The 19,243-nt window shown below is 34.6% G+C and carries 24 protein-coding genes; 3 read left to right on the top strand and 21 right to left on the bottom strand.

The genetic code is table 11. The annotated features are described in order from the left end of the window. Nucleotides 1-101: 101 nt before the first annotated feature. From LNP23_RS06050 to LNP23_RS06030, 5 genes are all read right to left on the bottom strand, one after another. Complete coding sequence (locus LNP23_RS06050) at nucleotides 102-3,278, bottom strand: efflux RND transporter permease subunit (RefSeq protein WP_047779104.1); 3,177 nt, start codon at nucleotides 3,276-3,278, stop codon at nucleotides 102-104. Nucleotides 3,279-3,371: 93 nt separating this feature from the next. Continuing rightward, nucleotides 3,372-4,439: an efflux RND transporter periplasmic adaptor subunit gene (locus LNP23_RS06045; RefSeq protein ID WP_047779105.1), complete on the bottom strand. Its 1,068-nt coding sequence runs from the start codon at nucleotides 4,437-4,439 to the stop codon at nucleotides 3,372-3,374. A gap of 10 nt (nucleotides 4,440-4,449) precedes the next feature. Continuing rightward, the gene (locus LNP23_RS06040) at nucleotides 4,450-5,784 is read right to left on the bottom strand and encodes a TolC family protein (RefSeq protein ID WP_230004273.1); all 1,335 of its coding nucleotides are present in this window, start codon (nucleotides 5,782-5,784) and stop codon (nucleotides 4,450-4,452) included. A gap of 10 nt (nucleotides 5,785-5,794) precedes the next feature. Beyond that, a complete protein-coding gene (locus tag LNP23_RS06035; protein WP_047779107.1) occupies nucleotides 5,795-6,394 on the bottom strand; it encodes a TetR/AcrR family transcriptional regulator in 600 nt (199 codons plus the stop codon). A 107-nt stretch (nucleotides 6,395-6,501) separates the two neighbouring features. Continuing rightward, entirely contained in the window at nucleotides 6,502-7,023 is a 522-nt protein-coding gene (locus LNP23_RS06030; protein ID WP_047779108.1) for a YceI family protein, read from the bottom strand. Nucleotides 7,024-7,293: 270 nt separating this feature from the next. On the opposite strand from LNP23_RS06030, the gene LNP23_RS06025 reads away from it, so the two are divergent. Genes LNP23_RS06025 through LNP23_RS06015 form a run of 3 tightly spaced genes read left to right on the top strand, consistent with a single transcriptional unit; the run spans nucleotide 7,294 to nucleotide 9,387 of the window. Then, complete coding sequence (locus LNP23_RS06025; protein WP_047779109.1) at nucleotides 7,294-8,268, top strand: polyprenyl synthetase family protein; 975 nt, start codon at nucleotides 7,294-7,296, stop codon at nucleotides 8,266-8,268. 40 nt (nucleotides 8,269-8,308) lie between these two features. Further along, a complete protein-coding gene (locus LNP23_RS06020) occupies nucleotides 8,309-9,037 on the top strand; it encodes a hypothetical protein (protein ID WP_230004272.1) in 729 nt (242 codons plus the stop codon). Continuing rightward, nucleotides 9,034-9,387 (top strand): hypothetical protein, encoded by a 354-nt coding sequence (locus LNP23_RS06015; RefSeq protein ID WP_047779111.1) that lies wholly within the window; start codon nucleotides 9,034-9,036, stop codon nucleotides 9,385-9,387. Before LNP23_RS06020 ends, LNP23_RS06015 begins: the two co-directional genes overlap by 4 nt. Here the strand turns inward: LNP23_RS06015 and LNP23_RS06010 are convergent. The 16 genes from LNP23_RS06010 to LNP23_RS05935 all read right to left on the bottom strand — a co-directional run bounded on the left by LNP23_RS06010 (nucleotide 9,384) and on the right by LNP23_RS05935 (nucleotide 19,238). Continuing rightward, nucleotides 9,384-10,496, bottom strand: a complete 1,113-nt coding sequence (locus LNP23_RS06010; protein WP_230004271.1) for a quinone oxidoreductase family protein — start codon at nucleotides 10,494-10,496, stop codon at nucleotides 9,384-9,386. The two genes, LNP23_RS06015 and LNP23_RS06010, sit on opposite strands and share 4 nt — an antisense overlap. Nucleotides 10,497-10,500: 4 nt before the next feature. Beyond that, on the bottom strand, nucleotides 10,501-13,635 hold the full coding sequence (locus tag LNP23_RS06005; RefSeq protein ID WP_230004270.1) for a lantibiotic dehydratase: 3,135 nt from the start codon (nucleotides 13,633-13,635) through the stop codon (nucleotides 10,501-10,503). 18 nt (nucleotides 13,636-13,653) lie between these two features. Next, nucleotides 13,654-15,813, bottom strand: coding sequence for a peptidase domain-containing ABC transporter (locus tag LNP23_RS06000; protein ID WP_230004269.1), 2,160 nt, complete (start codon nucleotides 15,811-15,813; stop codon nucleotides 13,654-13,656). Further along, a complete protein-coding gene (locus LNP23_RS05995; protein WP_230004268.1) occupies nucleotides 15,806-16,960 on the bottom strand; it encodes an HlyD family secretion protein in 1,155 nt (384 codons plus the stop codon). The genes LNP23_RS06000 and LNP23_RS05995 overlap by 8 nt, the downstream gene beginning before the upstream one ends. Nucleotides 16,961-17,361: 401 nt before the next feature. Further along, the gene (locus LNP23_RS05990; protein WP_230004264.1) at nucleotides 17,362-17,511 is read right to left on the bottom strand and encodes a class I lanthipeptide; all 150 of its coding nucleotides are present in this window, start codon (nucleotides 17,509-17,511) and stop codon (nucleotides 17,362-17,364) included. Nucleotides 17,512-17,518: 7 nt separating this feature from the next. Further along, nucleotides 17,519-17,668: a class I lanthipeptide gene (locus LNP23_RS05985; RefSeq protein WP_230004264.1), complete on the bottom strand. Its 150-nt coding sequence runs from the start codon at nucleotides 17,666-17,668 to the stop codon at nucleotides 17,519-17,521. Nucleotides 17,669-17,675: 7 nt separating this feature from the next. Then, nucleotides 17,676-17,825 (bottom strand): class I lanthipeptide, encoded by a 150-nt coding sequence (locus LNP23_RS05980; protein WP_230004265.1) that lies wholly within the window; start codon nucleotides 17,823-17,825, stop codon nucleotides 17,676-17,678. A gap of 7 nt (nucleotides 17,826-17,832) precedes the next feature. After that, a complete protein-coding gene (locus LNP23_RS05975; protein ID WP_230004263.1) occupies nucleotides 17,833-17,982 on the bottom strand; it encodes a class I lanthipeptide in 150 nt (49 codons plus the stop codon). Between the two features lie 7 nt (nucleotides 17,983-17,989). Continuing rightward, on the bottom strand, nucleotides 17,990-18,139 hold the full coding sequence (locus tag LNP23_RS05970) for a class I lanthipeptide (RefSeq protein ID WP_230004264.1): 150 nt from the start codon (nucleotides 18,137-18,139) through the stop codon (nucleotides 17,990-17,992). A gap of 7 nt (nucleotides 18,140-18,146) precedes the next feature. Further along, entirely contained in the window at nucleotides 18,147-18,296 is a 150-nt protein-coding gene (locus tag LNP23_RS05965) for a class I lanthipeptide (protein WP_230004265.1), read from the bottom strand. Nucleotides 18,297-18,303: 7 nt separating this feature from the next. Continuing rightward, nucleotides 18,304-18,453, bottom strand: coding sequence for a class I lanthipeptide (locus LNP23_RS05960; RefSeq protein WP_230004264.1), 150 nt, complete (start codon nucleotides 18,451-18,453; stop codon nucleotides 18,304-18,306). A 7-nt stretch (nucleotides 18,454-18,460) separates the two neighbouring features. Continuing rightward, nucleotides 18,461-18,610: a class I lanthipeptide gene (locus tag LNP23_RS05955; RefSeq protein WP_230004263.1), complete on the bottom strand. Its 150-nt coding sequence runs from the start codon at nucleotides 18,608-18,610 to the stop codon at nucleotides 18,461-18,463. 7 nt (nucleotides 18,611-18,617) lie between these two features. Next, the gene (locus tag LNP23_RS05950) at nucleotides 18,618-18,767 is read right to left on the bottom strand and encodes a class I lanthipeptide (protein ID WP_230004263.1); all 150 of its coding nucleotides are present in this window, start codon (nucleotides 18,765-18,767) and stop codon (nucleotides 18,618-18,620) included. Between the two features lie 7 nt (nucleotides 18,768-18,774). Beyond that, nucleotides 18,775-18,924 (bottom strand): class I lanthipeptide, encoded by a 150-nt coding sequence (locus LNP23_RS05945; protein ID WP_230004266.1) that lies wholly within the window; start codon nucleotides 18,922-18,924, stop codon nucleotides 18,775-18,777. Nucleotides 18,925-18,931: 7 nt separating this feature from the next. Further along, nucleotides 18,932-19,081 (bottom strand): class I lanthipeptide, encoded by a 150-nt coding sequence (locus tag LNP23_RS05940; RefSeq protein WP_230004267.1) that lies wholly within the window; start codon nucleotides 19,079-19,081, stop codon nucleotides 18,932-18,934. Between the two features lie 7 nt (nucleotides 19,082-19,088). Beyond that, a complete protein-coding gene (locus LNP23_RS05935; RefSeq protein WP_230004267.1) occupies nucleotides 19,089-19,238 on the bottom strand; it encodes a class I lanthipeptide in 150 nt (49 codons plus the stop codon). Between the last annotated feature and the right edge of the window lie 5 nt (nucleotides 19,239-19,243).

The raw sequence follows: 19,243 nt of genomic DNA, 5'->3' as shown, positions 1-19,243 counted from the left end.
TTCAATAAAAAATCCCAAATTCCAATTAAGGAACTTGGGATCTTTCTATTACGAAACTCCTAATTTGGAATTTGGAATTTAAAATATTGGAATTTAAATTCTTAGTGCGTGTGTTTCGGGTTAAAACCATCTTCACTTACTTCTGTTGGCACATAATCCGCTACCATTTCAGCTTCGTAGTCGATTTTTTCACCTTTAGAGAATTTATGAATGATTTTCTCCATGATGTTATAGATTACTGGAACTACAATCAAGGTTAAGAATAACGAAGAAATCAATCCTCCGATAATTACCCAAGCCAATCCGTTTTTCCACTCTGCTCCTGCTCCTGATGCTAATGCAATTGGGAACATACCAAATACCATCGCAATTGTCGTCATCAAAATCGGACGTAAACGAGCGTGGTTTGCTTGGATTAAAGCGGTTCTGATCGATTCTCCGGCAGCTCTTCGCTGATTCGTATAATCGACAAGCATGATCGCATTCTTACACACCAGACCAATCAACATGATGATACCTAAAATCGTAAAGATGTTTAATGAATTGTTGGTTAAAGCCAACGCTAACATCGCACCAATAAACGAAAGCGGGATCGCAAACAATACCACAAACGGGTGAACAAAACTATCATAAAGTGCCACCATTACCAGGTAAACTAATATAATAGCTGCTAGTAAAGCGATTCCTAAGGTACCAAAACCTTCACTTTGGTTTTCCTGATCACCTCCCCAGATGTAGTTTACACCGGTTGGTTTTTTAAGTTTATCCAGTTTGGCTTGCCATTGCGTAACAATTGTTCCGGAAGGAACTCCAACGTTTTGTCCTTTTACCGTTACAGAAGCAGATTTGTCTCTACGCTCTAACTGGCTAGGTCCTGAACCTTCTGTAATAGAAGCAAACTGAGATAATTTAATTTGCTGTCCGGCTGAATTAATAAAAATCAAGTTACTAACATCTTTAATACTTTTTCTGTCAAAAGCATTGTATCTGATGTTGATATCGTATTCGTATTCACCAGCTCTGTATTTACCATCTGTGTTTCCACTAAAAGCCGTTTGCATCGTTAGACCAACCGTTTGAAGTGTTAATCCTAAGGCAGCCATTTTATCACGATCCACCTTAACGTTGATTTCAGGATTTCCGTCCTCAACCGTTAATTTAATCTCTGTTGTTCCAGGAATAGTACGTAACTCAGCTTCCGCTAATTTAGCAAAGGCCATCGCACTTTCAGTTGATGGACCTGTTACGATCAATCCTAAAGTAGCATCCTCAGCAGTACCTAAGATACCAACCGGAACTGTTTTTACTTTTGCTCCAACTAATACTTTCTCCAGTTTACGCTTCATTTTAGCAGCATAAACGTTGGCATCGTCAGTTCGATCTTTTTGTTCGATCATCTTAACGTCAATCTCCGCTTTGTATGCTGTAGCTTGCGATGCTCCAAAACCTTCACTGGTTTGTCCTACCGTTGTAATCTGACTGTGTACGTATTCTTGTCCTTTTAAGTATGCTTCCGCTTTTTGAGTCATGAAGTTGGTTTGCTCTAACGAAGCGTCTTTCGGCATTTCGATTTGAACTAAGAACTCCCCACTATCAGAAGAAGCAAAGAACTCTCCACCGATGAATCCACCGCCCATTAATCCAACTGTTGAAGCAAAGAACAATACAATTACTACAGCAAAAGTTTTAATATAGTGATCCAAACACCAGGTCAATAATTCAGAAACCCAGTTGGTAAAACGTGTTAAATAGCTTTCGAAACCAAGAATAATTCTTCCAAATAAATTCTTTCCTTCAATATGTTCTAATTTACCATAACGAGATGATAACCAAGGAATAATTGTAAATGAAGCTAAAAGTGACAGTAAAGTTGAAATAATTACGGTAACACAAAATTGTGTAATAATATTAGATACTAAACCAGAACTCATCGCGATCGGCAAGAATACCACCACAATTACCAATGTAATCGAAGTTACTGTTCCACCGATTTCAGCAGTTCCATCGTACGAAGCACGAATTCTGCTTTTACCCATCTCCATATGCCTGTAAATATTCTCGAGGACCACAATCGCATCATCGACCAGAATACCAACAACAAGAGACAATCCTAATAAACTCATTAAGTTTAACGTATATCCCATTAAATAAATACCAATAAAAGTGGCAATCAAAGAGGCCGGAATAGACACCATTACAATCAACGAGTTTCTAATACTGTGCAAGAAGAACAACATTACAAACGCAACCAAAACAACCGCAATTAATAAATCGTGTACAACAGAATCTGCTGCTTCTAATGTAAAAATAGTACTGTCTTTTGCTACTTCCAATTTTAACTGATTGCTTTTGTAATCATTTTCAAGAGTTGCAATCGTTTTCAATAATTGCTCACTTACCGCTACCGCATTGGCATCTGACTGTTTTACAATTTGCAAAACAATCGCACTTTTTTGATCTACACGAGATATTTTCTCTGCAATTTTTTGAGTATCCTGTACATCTGCAATATCACTTAAACGAATTTGAATTCCGTTTTGAGAAGACACTACCAAGTTTCTTAATTCTTCAACACTTTTATATTTACCCGCTAAACGAATTAATATTTTCTGATCACGAGTTTGAATATTTCCTGTAGGGAAATCCAAATTCGAAGTCAAAATATTCTGTTGTACTTGTGGAATCGAAAGTCCGTAACCCTGCATTTTTAAGGCATCAAGGTTCACCTGAATCTCACGCTCAGAACCACCAATGATACTTACCTGCGCTACCCCTTGTACACGAGATAAAATAGGTGCAATTTTTTTATCAATTAAGTCGTAAAACTCTGCCTCATCCATTTTACCATTAGCTCCAAGCGTCATGATTGGTAAATCACTCAGCGAGAATTTGGTCAGCGCCGGTGTTTTAACATCTTCCGGTAAATCACTTATGATGGCATTAATTTTTCGCTGTGCATCATTCATCGAAAAATCGACTTTTGCATTAGAGGTCAGCGTAATCGACACGATGGACAAACTCTCGTAAGATTTCGAGTCAATCTTCTTGACATTTTCTAAGGATGCGATCGCATCTTCTATTTTCTTGGTTACGGTATTCTCTACCTCACTCGGAGAAGCTCCGGGATAAATAGTAGAAATCGTAATCACATTTTGTTCAAATTTCGGGATCAGTTCATAACCCAACTGGCTATAGCTGAACAATCCACCAAGTGTCAGAATCGTAAACAATACAATTACTAACGACGGACGTTTTATCGATATTTCGGCTAATTTCATTTGTTTTGTTTTTGGCTGTAGGCTTTAGGCTGTACGCTTTAGGCAATAAGCTTAATACTTACTGCTTATTGCCTAAAGCTTAAAAGCGTCCAATTATTTAATAATTTCTACTGTATTTCCGTCTTGTAAGTTAATTTGACCTGTAGTAATTACAGTTTCACCGTCAGACAATCCGTTGATAATTTCTACCTGATCACCCAAAATTCTTCCAGCCGTAACTTTTCTTAATTTTGCAATACCATTATGTGCTACAAAAATCTCATTACTGCTCACACTTCCAACAAATGCATTTCTAGGTACAACCATTAAGTGTTGTTTTTGTTGTTTGGATGCAAAATTTGCTGTTCCGTACATACCTGCTTTTAGATCGTTGTTCGAGTTGTTTGCGATTTCAATTTCAACAGGGAAGTTTAAAGAAGCATCTGCTTTTGCAGCAACAAAAGTAATTTTTCCTGAAAACGTTTTATCCGGATAAACACTGGCTGTTACGTTTACATTGTCTCCATTTTTCAAACTTGCTACTTGGTTTTCGTTTACCGTAACTGTTAATTTTAATTTAGAAACATTTACGATATCAAACAATGCTGTTGCCGGCATACCTGCTAAGATCGAACCCGGTTCAATATATTTTTTATTGATAAATCCGTTAATCGGAGCTTTTACTCTCGTATCACCCACATTAATTTTAGCTTCTGTATAATTAGAGTGTGCATTGGTTAAAGCCAATTTTGCCTGATCCAATTGTTGTTTTGTAACACCACCGGTTTTAAATGCATTTTCGTATCTGCTGTAATCTGATTTTGCATTTAAATAAGCTGCTTCAGCCGTTTGTGCATTTACATTGATTACATCTCCTCTTACCGTTAGTAAAGTTTGACCTACTCTTACGTAGTCTCCTTCTTTAGCCAAAACACTGATTACTTTTCCTGATTTTTCAGCAGAGAAAGTCAATTCCTGAGTTGGTTGGAAGTTTCCGTTTGCCACGAAATCCAACGAAACTTCTTCTGTTTTTACAGGAGTTACTTTTACTGAAACCGCTGCATTTTTCTCTGCAACAATGTCTGTTTTAGCTTTATTCTCCTTCTTATTATTATTTAAGACAAATCCAATCAGAGCTAATGCTGCAATTATGATTACGATAGTTATAATAGTTTTTTTCATTTGTGTATAGTTATTTAATAAGAGATTTAAGTTCGCCTTTTGATTTGATTAATGCTACTTCGGCAACTTTGTAATTTAAAACTGCTCTGGTATAATTGTTTTGTGCTTCCAGTGATGCATTTTCAGCATCTAACAAATCGGTCAATGATGCCAATCCCTGAAGGTAATTGTTTTTTGTATTGCTCAAGATCTCACTTGCCAATCGCATATTTTCTTTCTGATTTTCGATTGTTACAAGGTTATTCTCAATTTGAGTTTTTGCGTTTCTGTAATCTAAGTCAAGAGAAAGACGTGTGTCTTTAATATCTTCCTGAAGTGATCTGATGTCTACATCTGCCTTTCTTACTTTAGCACGGGTACCGAATCCTGTAAAAATCGGCACTTTTAAATTCACTCCGATTGCTGAGTAATCAGACCAGTATACTCCATCTCTAGGTTTTGCAAAAAGAGGCATTTCCGGACCCTGACCAATAAAATTATAGCCTGCAACTAAAGAAAGTGTCGGATAGTATTCTGCCATAACCGCTTTCTTTTGAAAGGTTAACAATTCTTCTTGTTTTTTCAAAAGCAAATATTCTGTTCTGTTGGCCATATTTGGCTCTTCTGTCAAAGCGTGAATCGTAACTTCGAATTGTTCTTGTGGAATTTCGATTTGAGTTTCGATAGGCATTCCCATATAAAACTTCAATGCGTTTTCCTGTAACTGAACCTGATTTAAGATTTGCTGACGTTCTGTACTAATGTTTGACATTTTTACAATAATCCTGTCTAAATCAATTTTTTTAGCAAGACCGTTATCAAACTGACCTTTAACAATGTCACGTACTTTAGTCGTATTTACATAGTTACTGTCCAGTAAAACCAATCTTTCACGTTGTACATAAACAGAATAATAATTGTTAGCTACTCTTTCAATTACCTGCTCTTCTGTCAATTGATCGTTGATCTGATAAAATTCACGAGTAGATTTTGCTGCTCTCAATCCTGTAAAAACAGATTGATCAAATAAAGCCTGAGTCAAAGAAATTCCGGCTCCTGAAGTCCATTTTTGACCAAAAGTCGCTTGAATAGTCGTTCCCGGCTGTCCAAATCCTGCTCCGTCGATCACACTTGTTTGTAAGACTGGGTTATAAGTTAAGTTTCCATTTCCTGTAATCTGAGGCAAGGCTCTGGAACGTACTTCCTGAATTTGATATTCACTTTTTTCAACCTCTAATTTAGACTTTTTAGCATCGGCTTTATTCTCAAGCGCGTAGGTAATAGCCTCTTTTAAGGTTAGTGTTTTGACTTGTGCGTTGACACTTAAGCCAATGGAACACAAAAATATAAGAATGATTCTTTTCATAGATTGATGATTAAGTAGTAAATTTTTTAAGTTGTTTTTCTAATTCGACAATGCCTTCTGCTGTTGCCATGGCTCTGGTGTGATATTCCAAAGCTTCTAATTCTATGCTTTGTGCCTCTTTTTCTGAGACTGTATTTTCGTTGATATGAAAAATCAAAATGTAATAGAATTTCACATATACCTCAACATTTAAATCTGCTCTGTATAAATTCTGCTCGATTCCTTTTGCAATATTATCTCTGAACCATTGACTGCACAAATCAATTTCCTGACTCATTATATTATGGTATATTTCCGGATAATGTTTTTTTAACTGATAAATAGGGGAAGAATCAATATTGTTCTTAAACATCTCACAAAACATTTCTCTGATTTCAAAATTCTCATGAATTGCATTGTGGTTTTTTGCTACTATAGAATCAATAATCTGATGTACTTGTGTATGAACCAATGAAGTACTCTCTTCTATTAAAACCTCTTTATTACAGAAATACTTGTAGATCGTTTTTTTAGAAATACACATTTCCCCTGCAATATCATCCATAGTAACGCTTTTAAAACCTAGTTTTAAAAATAATTCACTTGCTTTTGATATGATTTTCTCTTTCATTTTAATTTTCAAATTGTACTACAAATATAATTTGGAAACTTTTATTACGAAAATAGTTTCCAATAAATTTGTAATAATTTTACATTAATTTGTTCACTATATAACAGTTATATACTAAATTCTAAATTGGCAATAAGCTTCATATCTTTTCCCAATGCCAAACCTCCGTTATGGTTAAACGAATTATAATCTAACCCAAAATCCTGGCGTTTGATGTTTCCGGTAATTTCAAAAGCGACTTTTTGTTTACCATCATAAGAATTAACTCCAATAAACTCAGCATCAAGCTCTACCACTTTCGTTACATCTTTTATTGTCAGATCTCCTTTGAAAAAATTAATATTATTACTCACTCTCTGAAAAGAGGTCGATTTAAAACTAATAATTGGATGTTCGTTTACGTTAAACAAATCATTCAACTGTAAATGGGTGTCCATTTGCTGGAAACTATCATTTCGGTTGTTTATATCCAGAAAAAACTCAACAGAAGCATCTTCAATTTCATTGTTTTTAAAATCTACATAACCGTCAAATTTGTTTGTAGTTCCTCCTAAGTAAGCAATTATCGAATGTCTCATTTTTATTAAAACATCTGATTGACTAGAATCTATGGTCCATGTTGTTTTCATAAATACCTGATTTTACTGTGTTAACACATTACTCGAACTCTTACGTGGAAACTTTTATAGTTTCCTGAGTTTCCGTATCTGCGGTGCAAATATAAACAGGAAACTTTAAACACCAACAAAGTTTCCGAGTTTTTTTATATTTTTTTTTGATGTATTGTGCATTACCTGCTCCAAACGCTGTTTTTAATGCATAATTCCTTTTAAAATTTAAGAACTAATTATTCATAATTGAATTGTATCTTTGGACTTCGTAAATCAGAATTTCATTTTATGCACGATATTAGTCAGTACCAGGATTTCTTTATTAGTTATTTAAACAAACAAAGCATCAATAAAGAACCCAAAGATCTTTATGAACCCATTGAATATATTTTAGGTCTTGGCGGAAAACGTATGCGTCCTGTACTTACCTTAATGGCGGCAGAAGTTTTTGATGCCGATTACAAAACAGCACTTCCGGCTGCTATGGCTGTTGAAGTTTTTCATAACTTTTCACTGGTTCATGATGACATTATGGATGACGCTCCTTTGCGAAGAGGAAAAGAAACGGTACATGAAAAGTGGAATCTGAATACCGGAATTCTATCGGGAGATGCCATGTTAATTCTGGCGTATCAGTACTTTGAACAATACGAACCGACTATTTTCAGAGACCTGGCAAAATTGTTCAGCAAAACCGCTCTTGAAGTTTGCGAAGGACAACAATGGGATGTTGATTTTGAAAACAGAACCAATGTAACCATTCCGGAATACCTTAAAATGATTGAATATAAAACAGCTGTTTTGGTAGCCGCTGCCATGAAAATGGGGGCAATTGTAGCCAAAACTTCTGAACAAGAGGCAGATTTAATCTATGATTTCGGACTTAACTTAGGACTGGCCTTTCAACTTCAGGATGATTTTCTGGATGCTTTCGGAGACCCGGAAACTTTTGGAAAACAAGTTGGAGGTGATATCATAGAAAATAAAAAAACCTATTTATACTTAAAAGCAATAGAATTCTCCTCAAAGGAAAGGGCTTTGCAACTGCAAAATTTGTTCGGCTTACAACTTGACGACAATACGGCTAAAATTGAAACAGCAAAGGCCATTTTTAACGAATCGGGTGCTTCAAAAGCAACACAGGAAGCGATAGAAATGTATACTTTTAAAGCTTTTGAAACTTTAGAAAAAATAAATATCAGCGCAGAAAAGAAAAACATCTTAAAAACCTTTGGCGAAAATTTAATGGGCAGAAAAGTGTAGCTTTTAAACGTAAAAGCTGTTTTTTCAATACAACGATCTGATGGACAAAATAGAAGCGGTTATTATTAATTCCGAAAGAAATGATGCAAAACTGCAATTCCTTTTTGCAATAGGTTTTCCGTTTTTTACTGTTCTGGCATTAGGGATCGATTCTGTCTTTTTTACCGAGCATTATTTTGATGGCAGACAGCTGACCAACGTATTGTGTATCCTTTATTTTGCGGGTTTTTATTTTACATCAAACTCCTATTTAAGAAAATTGATGCTCGTAATGCTTGGGCTTTCTTATATCGGTGAGCTACTTTTCTGTAGCCTGTTAGGAATGTACTCGTACAGAACTCCGGCAATTCCTTTATACGTTCCTTTTGGACATGCTATTGTTTACGTTTCGGGTTATGTTTTTGCCAATACCGAATGGTCCATTTCTAAAGAACTTTATTTAAGAAAATATTTCCTCTCCTTTTTTGCTCTTTTATTTTTAAGTGTTGCTTTATTTTTAAAGGACTATTTTTCGTTGCTTCTCGGCATTCTGTTTTTTGTACTTTTGAAGAGAAAACGCTGGCAGAATCTTTACTGTTTTATAGCCTTTTGTGTTATATTTATAGAGCTGGTAGGCACTTATTTTAAATGTTGGACTTGGGTCCCGAATGTGTTTGGAGTTATCCCAACTTCAAATCCGCCAATGGGAGCCGTTTTTGTCTATGCGGGCGGAGATGTGCTGCTGGCGAAGATTGTAGGTGTTTGGGAAAATAAAAAGAAAACTGTATGAATTTCATCGCTCCAAAATCAACTGAGCTATTACTCCAGCAAGCCCAAACCGAGGCTTTGTACCTAAAATTAATTGAACAGATTAATAAGGATTTTAATTTAGCCAACGAAGGAATCGATTTTCCGTTAAGTATTTCTCCTGATGAAATAAAAATTCAGCTGCACGAAAAAATCTACCGTATGATTCAGTACAAATTTGCCGAATATTTGAATCTGCTGTATATTATCGATGTGTCTGAAACCGAAATAAAAAAACTTGACGGATCGGATTTGGTACTCCTGGCCGAACAAGTTTCTTTTCTAATTTTAAAAAGGGAATGGCAAAAGGTTTGGTTTAGAAACAACTATTAAACCTCCGCTTCTTCTTCGATTTCGTTGTATTCGTAGATTACCTTTCCAAATTTATCCGATTCCGTGTTAAACGACTTTAAAATAAAATCAGACAACGAATCTTCTTCTGTGAAAACGGAATCAACTAATAGTTTTTTTGTTTCATAAAATTCCAAACCGGAAACTAAATCCTGAGTTGTACCCAGACAATTGCCTATAAAACTGATATTTCGCATCATTAAATTGGCGATCAATAGGGTTAAATTGGTTGGTTTAACCTCTTTTAATTTACCTATCGATTGATTAAAAATACCGCAAGTCAAGTAACGGGCATTAATATTTAACTGAGGTAATAAAAGTTCTAAATACGTGTCTGAAAAAGAGTCCAGCACCACATCTATCAACAGTGTATTGGGAATGTTTTTTTCTTTTACTGCGAAAATATCTTTTATAAACGGAAAATGTTCACGTACTAACGCTATATTTTTTCCGGAATAGGATAAGCCGTAAACATTACAGTCCATATTCCAAAGCGCGTTTAATAAAAAATAAGAGGTGTTTGACGTTACCGAGGTTACGAGTACGTTATCTCCTTTTTTAATATTAGCTTTTCGAATCATGGCATTAGCCGTTTGTGTTCCGATTCCTAAAGCTCCGGCCTCAACGCCTGTGAGATAAGAAGGTACTTTTACCAATTTCCCATAGTGATAAATTTCATGTTCTTTACTTGAATGATTGGACGGAATTCCGGGCATTGCTCCGTTTTCTGCCTCCGGATAGAAGCAGTTTCCGATTACCAAATCTCCAACAGTCAAACTCGTAACATTTTTACCAATTGCGATTACATGCCCTGCAAAATCTGACCCGATCGGGTAAAAAGTATCGATAGTAGCCCCTTTTAATCGCTGCCAGGCATTTTCTACAATGCCTAAATCTCTGTAATTTAAGGAAAAACTAACTTTTTTCACCAATACAAAATTGGCATTTTGATCTGATTCGGCATCAAAATCGGGGAAATTTCCTTCGACAAACGCCAAAGGAATTTCCACATTATCAATACGAAGTAAGTGTTTGTTATGGTCTTCAATCTTATCAAATAAGGAAGAAGTTACTACTGCCAGTGCTCTCATATTTTTAAGATATTAATTCTGTTACTTCTTTCGTTTTCTCGTTTTTACCGGTATGAAGCTGTTTGCTGTAATATTTATATAAAAAGTCGTAAACAACCATTTCATGAATTCTGTGTTTTGTTAAAAAGATTCGGTTGCAAATCATATGAACATAACTTAACATTATATTATCCAGATGAGTTGGTAAACGGTGCTCTTTGTCTATCGCTTTTATTGCTTTTACAGGCGATACATTTTTCTCGGAACGCTCCTCCAGAATCTCAATCAAAGGCGCATACATTTCATCCATAACAGCCGGGTTTAAGAAAGATTCTATATCAAATTCATACTTTACAAACATTTCATTAATTTGTTTGTTAAGACGGCCTGAGCGGTTAAATTCTTTTCCAAAACCGGTTTTAGCTACATTAAACAATTTGATTTTCCCCTCCAGTTTTACATCAAAATCATTTAAAAAGTGGTCTATTGACAATAAAGCAAACATCCATCTTATTTTTTCTCCGGAATCTCCTTCAATCATATCGGTGAATTTTAACGTACAGGCGCTGTCATTAAAAAACAAAGATTCCGTTTCTTCGATAGCCTCATAACCGTAGCGTTGTAACTCTCTCAGATAATTATCGGTTTGTGTTTTCCAGATAATTCTTGTTTTTTCAAGAGGTTCAATATGTTGTCTTATCGTTTGAATGCAATCGGTAAATAAATTGCTGTTTTTTAATAAAACACGGAATCTGATGTGGTGTCCCTGTACATCGTAGTATCGGATAAAAAACCACTTCTCAATTAAATCTTTTGATTGTAATTCTTCAATAATAGGATTGATCGCTCTGTTTAAGAGTTCTTCACCGGCTCTTTCTCCACAATAAAATTTATAGTAAAGCCATTTTTCGCCTATCGAAAATGAAGTCGCTACACCCTCTTGATTTTCTTTTGAAACAAATTGGTTTGCAATAGAAGTTTCTTCTTTTTTGGCAATATTTTTATGAGCGGTAAAGATGATTTCATTGCAATAATTTCCTGTAATGGTATCTTCTGCAAATAAAAATTCTTTTAATTGAATGAAAGTCTCCCCTTTCAACATGTAGTAAAAAACATTACAGCTCAAATCATTATTGAAATTAATCAACACTTCATTGTCTCCCTGAGAAACATAGATCAAATCAGGAATGTTTCTTTTTTCTCTAAAATCGCGAATAAATTCAACCGTTTTAGACTCCCCAACTGCCAGTATACTTTCAATTTCACTTTTAGTAATATTCCAGGTTGCTCTGCTTAAAATGGTGTCTTTGTAATTTACTCTTGGCAGAAAATCAAACTCATTTTGTAAGGCTCCCCAGCCAAAACCAAAGCCGAAAGAGTTTTGATTCTGTAGATCACACAAGAAATGATAAATTGGTAAGGCATTCGAAGCAAAATTATGAGCATTACTCAATCTCGGAATTATTTCTTTATTCAGTCTTTTTGAACGCAAAACAATTTTTCCTCCTTTTACGGAAACATACAGGTCTTCAATCTTAATCTGGTGATCGCTGTCTACCGAAGCATTTCCTAAATACGGAATTTCATATGCTCTCTGAAAGTTTCGATACAGAATGTTTCCTGTTCTTGCTTGTGGTAAATGCACGATTTCTGCTACAATTTTATCAGAATACAACTCATTTTCTATAGTTGTAACTTCATTACATAAATCCAGAATCTTGGTATCTAAATGGCTGAATCTGCCAATTAACCCATTTGCAGACGGTCCACTTGCCGTTTTTAGATTGATTTTTTCAACTCCATTTTCATGAAATACATTTACAAATGCCGAAAAACTATCCGGGTATAAAGATTCATTTTCTTCAAATTTGTTGATTTCCTCATCTAACAAATCAATTGATTGCAAATTGTTTTTTGTCGCGTGGATTAGCTTTTTTAACAGAAATGTTTTTTTAGCATCCATCGAGATCTGATTGACACCCGATTGACCTGAATTGATTAATAAATCTTCCACTAAAGGCGATTTTGCTCCTGATATTTTTCCGTACCCAATCCCGATATCCGGATCCAGAACACTTACCAAAGGTTGCTCATACTCTTCAAATCGCTCCAGGAATTTTTTTCTGAATTCTTTTAAATGGCCGTTTTCTGAACTCGATTGCAGTTTGTTTAAAACACTTAACGCCGGGCGCAGATTCTTAAGGGTTTTAAAACTAATAGAACCATTCTCGATTTTTCTGAAACTGTCTACCTGAAATAATTTTGAAATATCTACATGTTCTAATTCTTCATTTACCAACTCATGAATCTCTGTATATAAAGCAGGATCGTTACTGCTATTGGTATCGAGGAAATTGATTTTGGCTTTTAAATTAGTAATCAGTTCTTTGATCACACCTGCTTCATAAAAGTCAAATCGCTCTTCAGAGAGTACACGTAACAATCGCTCAAAATAGTCTTCTCCGGTAATGGTGAATTCCAGTTCGGTTACGATAAACTGACTTTTAATAAGTGTGTCTATAAATTCATTGGCATCTTTCAAAGAAATCTCATCAGAAACAAGTAATTCGGCCAGTTCACTAACTAAAACTCCATTTTTTGCTTTTTCGAATATTAACTCTAAGTACTCGCTTATTTCAACTTCAGAAATTTTATGAAACCTTACATTGTCTTTAAAATAATACTCAACATAACGGTATTTATCAAAAACCGTATAAATCGAATTGTTACTGTAAAATTTTAAAACGGCTCTGATCGCATCATTGTTTACAATAACCGGCAGAAAGCTTCCCAAGAAATACATATCAAATTTGGTAAATCTTCCAAATGTACTTGCTGCAATATTAAGATTGGTTTCTGCACTCAAATCTACCGCTGCCACTGTAGAAAACATTCCAAAGGGCGTGCTTCTGTTCGACAATCGGGAAGCATATTTGTATAAAGATCCTTTTAAGCTTTTAAGTTCTTCTTCTGTTTGAAAAGCTTCGCCTTTTTCCCACAAAAGAAGTGCTTTGTAAATGTTTGGTGAACCTATAAATAAAGCTTCTCTATTTTCTTTTTTAGAAAAAATTGCTGTAATTTTTTCCCAGGTAAGATCCGTTTGTTTTTCCTCAATTGGAGTTCTTACAATAGCCGTTTTTGTAAAAGAGTAATTTTTCATTTTTGTTAAATTTCCTTATTAAACAATTATATTATTCCACATTTTATAATAGTATTCTTTTTTATTCAGAAGCTCTTCATGTGAGCCTGATTCAACGATTTCTCCTTTTTTAAAGGCATAAATAACGTCTGCTTTTTTAATCGACTGCAGTTTATGTGCGATCACAATAATGGTTTTGCCTTGTGCGCTCAATTCTTCGATTAAATTTTTAATCACCATTTCAGATTCAGAATCCAGTGCCGAAGTGGCTTCATCAAGAATAAGTACTTCCGGATCTTTGTAAAGCGCTCTTGCAAAAGCTATTCTTTGTCGCTCTCCTCCGGATAGATTTGCACCAAACTCTCCCAGATAAGTATTAAAACCGTTTGGTAAAGATTCAATGAAATCATAAGCACCAACCTTTTTACTTACTTCAATAATTTTCTCCATGTCCGGATTTGATTCTCCAATTGAAATATTAAAAGCAATCGTTCCGTCAAAAAGCTCCACATTTTGAGGCACAGTGGTAATGAGTGCGTTAATGCTTCGTTTGGAGATGTAATTTAAATCATATTCTCCAATTAATATTTTCCCTTCTTTTGGACTATAAATATTCTGAATCAGTGACGCAATAGTACTTTTCCCGCTTCCGCTTTCTCCAACCAATGCTGTAAACTGACCTTTTTTAATCGTAAGATTCAAATCTTTAAAGATATAACGTCCTAGTTCATAAGAGAAATCAAGATTCTTAAATTTTATATCATCAAAATTATTTTTTGTTAAATTCACCTTAGATTCCATTTCTTCACGATCAAGATCCATGATACCAAACAAGCGGTCTGAGGCAATCATGGCATTCTGAATGGCCTGATTGGTTCCGATTAACTGTGATGCAGGTCCCGTAAAATAACCTATTATAGAATAAAACGAGAACAACTCACCTGGAGTAATGTCTCCATCAATAGCGTAATATGTCCCTACCCATAAAAGGATAATTGTAAATAGTCGCGAGATAAAATCGGTAGAAGTTCTTGCGAAAATTCCATTCATTCCCGATTTGTAAATACTCTTTAGCAAATCAACAAACTTAAGTTCTGTTCTTGTTTTAGAAAAATCCTCTAAAGACAAACGTTTTACAGTACCGATGTTTTTTATTGACTCTACCAACTGCGATTCCAAAAGCGCATTTTTCTCCATTATTTCCCGCTCTGCTTTTTTATTTAACTTATTTGTGATTAAATAAATAACAATATAAAACGGAATGATTAACGAAATAATTAAAGCCAATTTCCAATAGAACGAAAACATAAAAATAAACGAAAAGAATACGATTAGTACATTTACCGAAATACTCAAAGCGGTTTCATTTATTAAAGCGCGTATTTTTACAGCATCCCCTATTCTTGACATGATTTCACCAATTCGCATGGTATCAAAAAACTTTTGAGGCATTGTAAAAAGGTGCTTGTAATACCCGAGAATAAGTCTGGAGTCGATTTGCTGACTTGTTTTTAAAATAAAGACATCTTTTAAAACGCTATATAAAATTTGAAGCAGCAAACAACCAATAACAATAATACTCATTAGATTCAGCAAGCTTTTATTGCCGCTCACAAGTACAAAATCGGTAATCTTACCAACATATATTGATACCGAAAAACCTAGCAAAGTATAGAGAACGGCACCGATAATAGCCTGCAATAAAATGTATTTATGAGGTTTCAGTAAAAATAATATTCTTCTGAAATTGGATACTTTTTCATTTTTTTCTTTAAAAATATCATCATCAGGAACTAATATCAAAGCATAACCTGTAAAGATCTTTTCAAAATCGGCAAATGGTTTCTTTTCCAGTTTCCCGCTAGACGGATCCATTACCTGGATATAATTTTTGGTTACTTTGTAGGCAACAACATAATGAGGAAACTCATGTCCGTCTTTTTTTATCAAAACATGCAAAATCGCCGGTAAAGGCACGTCTTTTAATCCTTCAAATTCCACTTTTACTCCTTTGGCTAGAAAGCCTAATTTTACCGCGGCCTCTCTTAAACCTAATAGTGTTGTCCCTTTTTGGGTTGTACTTGCATATTGTCTAATTCTTGAAATAGGCAAACTTAAATTATAGAATTCTGAAATTGAAGCTAAACAAGCTGCACCACAATCTGAAAAATCATGTTGTTTTATTTCTATTTTACTCATTTTTGCTATTGTAAGGATTAAACCAATCTTCTACTTTGTCAAATAATAATTGAAATGCTGTTCTTTTAGTCAAGAAAAAACGACTTGTTAAACTCATTCCTTTTTTTAGATTTCCCTGAGCCCCGTTTTTTAAGGTTAAACTATCGGTTTGCAGGTTGCTTTTTATTTTATAGTACGGTTCATTATTAACGATAAGTACATCTTTACTTATTTCGAAAATGCGTCCTCTGGCAAATCCCCATTGATTGGAATTAAAGGCATCTATTTGATAAATAGCATCACCGCCTTCTTTTAAATACCCAATTTCAGATGGGTTTACGTAGGTTTCTACAATAATACTTTTATCAGGAGAAATTTCTACAATTGGATTCCCGGCCGCAATTCCGCTTCCTTTATGAAAACCTTGCATATTGACCAATTCGCCGTCAATGGGAGCAATGATGATATAATTATTCTCTTCTTCTTTAAGCTGTTTCTGATTCGAATGAATACTTTTATTATCCTGGCTTAACTGCGTGTATTCTTTTTGCCAGGACAACTCTGTTTGTTTGATCAGATTAATTCGGTCATTCTTGATTTTATCCAGTTCTAATTGTGCTTTTTCGAATTCTGATTTTGATATGACTTCTTTTCTGTAAAGATGCTCTTTTCGGTCGAAGTCGGCTTGCGTATTTTTAACAATAACATCAAGGTTATACAATTCCTGCTGGTGTTTTAAAAGCTCTCTTTTATACTGATCCGATTGTACTTGGTTGTAATTTCGGTGAATTAAATTCTTTAGGTCATTCAGGTAAACAGAATTTTCTGAGCTCTGAATCGTATTTAAGTTTTCTCTTTCTTTTAATATGTTATGATCTATGATCAGTAACGTATCTCCTTTTTTGATTTTCTTGTTTTCCTCAACATTAAAAAACGATATTTTACCGCTTATAGGAGAATAAAGAGTCAGTTTCTTTTCCTGTGGAATTATAGTTCCTCTACTCGTCGTATAAATGTCTATATATATAAAAGGAAGCGAGATAAAAGCAATTAAAAGGGCCATAAACGTAATCACAAATAAACGTGATGTTTTCTTATTATGTTTAATAATATGACTTTCAACTGTGTTGTTTAAAATCTCTTCTGGGAAAATTTCTTTATCGTTCATCGGTATCGGTATTAATTACAGGACAAATGAACCTAATATTTAAGGAAGAAAAAAATGAAAAATACCCATTTTTATAAAAAATAGCATTCTTTTTTAATCACAAACACCTTATTATCAGTACTATATTACGAGATTAGAATGATTTAATGCCGAATCTGTTTGTGGTCTGTTTTTAGGATTAAAAAGCATAAAAAAAAGCATTATCAGTAAAACTGATAATGCTTTTTTAAGGGGAACATGTTCGAAATTATATTAAATGTATCGTTATAACAATACTACACGGAATACAAAAAGCTGAGCTTCCACCATCAACAGGATGTATTTTACCGACATTTAATTTCGTAACAGCTATTTTATTTAAATACAGCTTGTTTGTTCACGTTTTGTTTTTTCACCAATAATTAATCTAAGGCTTTGGCCAGTAAAAAGCTGATTACCAAAAGACAGGTTGGGCTTGTTCCGCCGTCAACGTCATACATTTGGTTGTCGTTTAATTCTGCAACAGCTACTTTATTGAAAGCTAACTTGTTGATTGTGTTTTTGTTTTTCATAAGAGGATTAGTCTAAGGCTTTAGCTAATAAAAAGCTGATTACTAAAAGACAGGTTGGGCTTGTTCCGCCGTCAACGTCATACATTTGGTTGTCGTTTAATTCTGCAACAGCTACTTTATTGAAAGCTAACTTGTTGATTGTGTTTTTGTTTTTCATAAGAGGATTAGTCTAGGGCTTTTGCCAATAAATAACTGATTACTAAAAGACAGGTTGGGCTTGTGCCACCGTCAACGTCATACATTTGGTTGTCGTTTAATTCTGCAACAGCTACTTTATTGAAAGCTAACTTGTTGATTGTGTTTTGTTTTTTCATAAGAGAATTAGTCTAGGGCTTTAGCCAATAAATAACTGATTACTAAAAGACAGGTTGGGCTTGTGCCACCGTCAACGTCATACATTTGATTGTCGTTTAATTCTGCAACAGCTACTTTATTGAAAGCTAACTTGTTGATTGTGTTTTTGTTTTTCATAAGAGAATTAGTCTAAGGCTTTTGCCAATAAAAAGCTGATTACTAAAAGACATGTTGGGCTTGTGCCACCGTCAACGTCATACATTTGGTTGTCGTTTAATTCTGCAACAGCTACTTTATTGAAAGCTAACTTGTTGATTGTGTTTTTGTTTTTCATAAGAGGATTAGTCTAGGGCTTTAGCCAATAAATAACTGATTACTAAAAGACATGTTGGGCTTGTGCCACCGTCAACGTCATACATTTGGTTGTCGTTTAATTCTGCAACAGCTACTTTATTGAAAGCTAACTTGTTGATTGTGTTTTGTTTTTTCATAAGAGAATTAGTCTAAGGCTTTTGCTAATAAAAAGCTGATTACTAAAAGACATGTTGGGCTTGTGCCACCGTCAACGTCATACATTTGGTTGTCGTTTAATTCTGCAACAGCTACTTTATTGAAAGCTAACTTGTTGATTGTGTTTTTGTTTTTCATAAGAGAATTAGTCTAGGGCTTTTGCCAATAAATAACTGATTACTAAAAGACATGTTGGGCTTGTGCCACCGTCAACGTCATACATTTGGTTGTCGTTTAATTCTGCAACAGCTACTTTATTGAAAGCTAACTTGTTGATTGTGTTTTTGTTTTTCATAAGAGGATTAGTCTAGGGCTTTGGCCAATAAATAACTGATTACTAAAAGACATGTTGGGCTTGTGCCACCGTCAACGTCATACATTTGGTTGTCGTTTAATTCTGCAACAGCTACTTTATTGAAAGCTAACTTGTTGATTGTGTTTTTGTTTTTCATAAGAGAATTAGTCTAGGGCTTTTGCTAATAAAAAGCTGATTACTAAAAGACATGTTGGGCTTGTTCCACCGTCAACGTCATACATTTGGTTGTCGTTTAATTCTGCAACAGCTACTTTATTGAAAGCTAACTTGTTGATTGTGTTTTGTTTTTTCATAAGAGAATTAGTCTAAGGCTTTGGCTAATAAATAACTGATTACTAAAAGACATGTTGGGCTTGTTCCACCGTCAACGTCATACATTTGGTTGTCGTTTAATTCTGCAACAGCTACTTTATTGAAAGCTAACTTGTTGATTGTGTTTTGGTTTTTCATAAGAGGATTAGTCTAGGGCTTTGGCCAATAGATAACTGATTACTAAAAGACATGTTGGGCTTGTGCCACCGTCAACGTCATACATTTGGTTGTCGTTTAATTCTGCAACAGCTACTTTATTGAAAGCTAACTTGTTGATTGTGTTTTGGTTTTTCATAAGAG

It is taken from the genome of Flavobacterium cupriresistens (genome assembly GCF_020911925.1).
Taxonomy (GTDB): Bacteria; Bacteroidota; Bacteroidia; order Flavobacteriales; family Flavobacteriaceae; genus Flavobacterium; species Flavobacterium cupriresistens.
The sequence above is the reverse complement of the archived record's forward strand: the minus strand, read 5'-3'. Positions and strand labels throughout refer to the sequence as shown.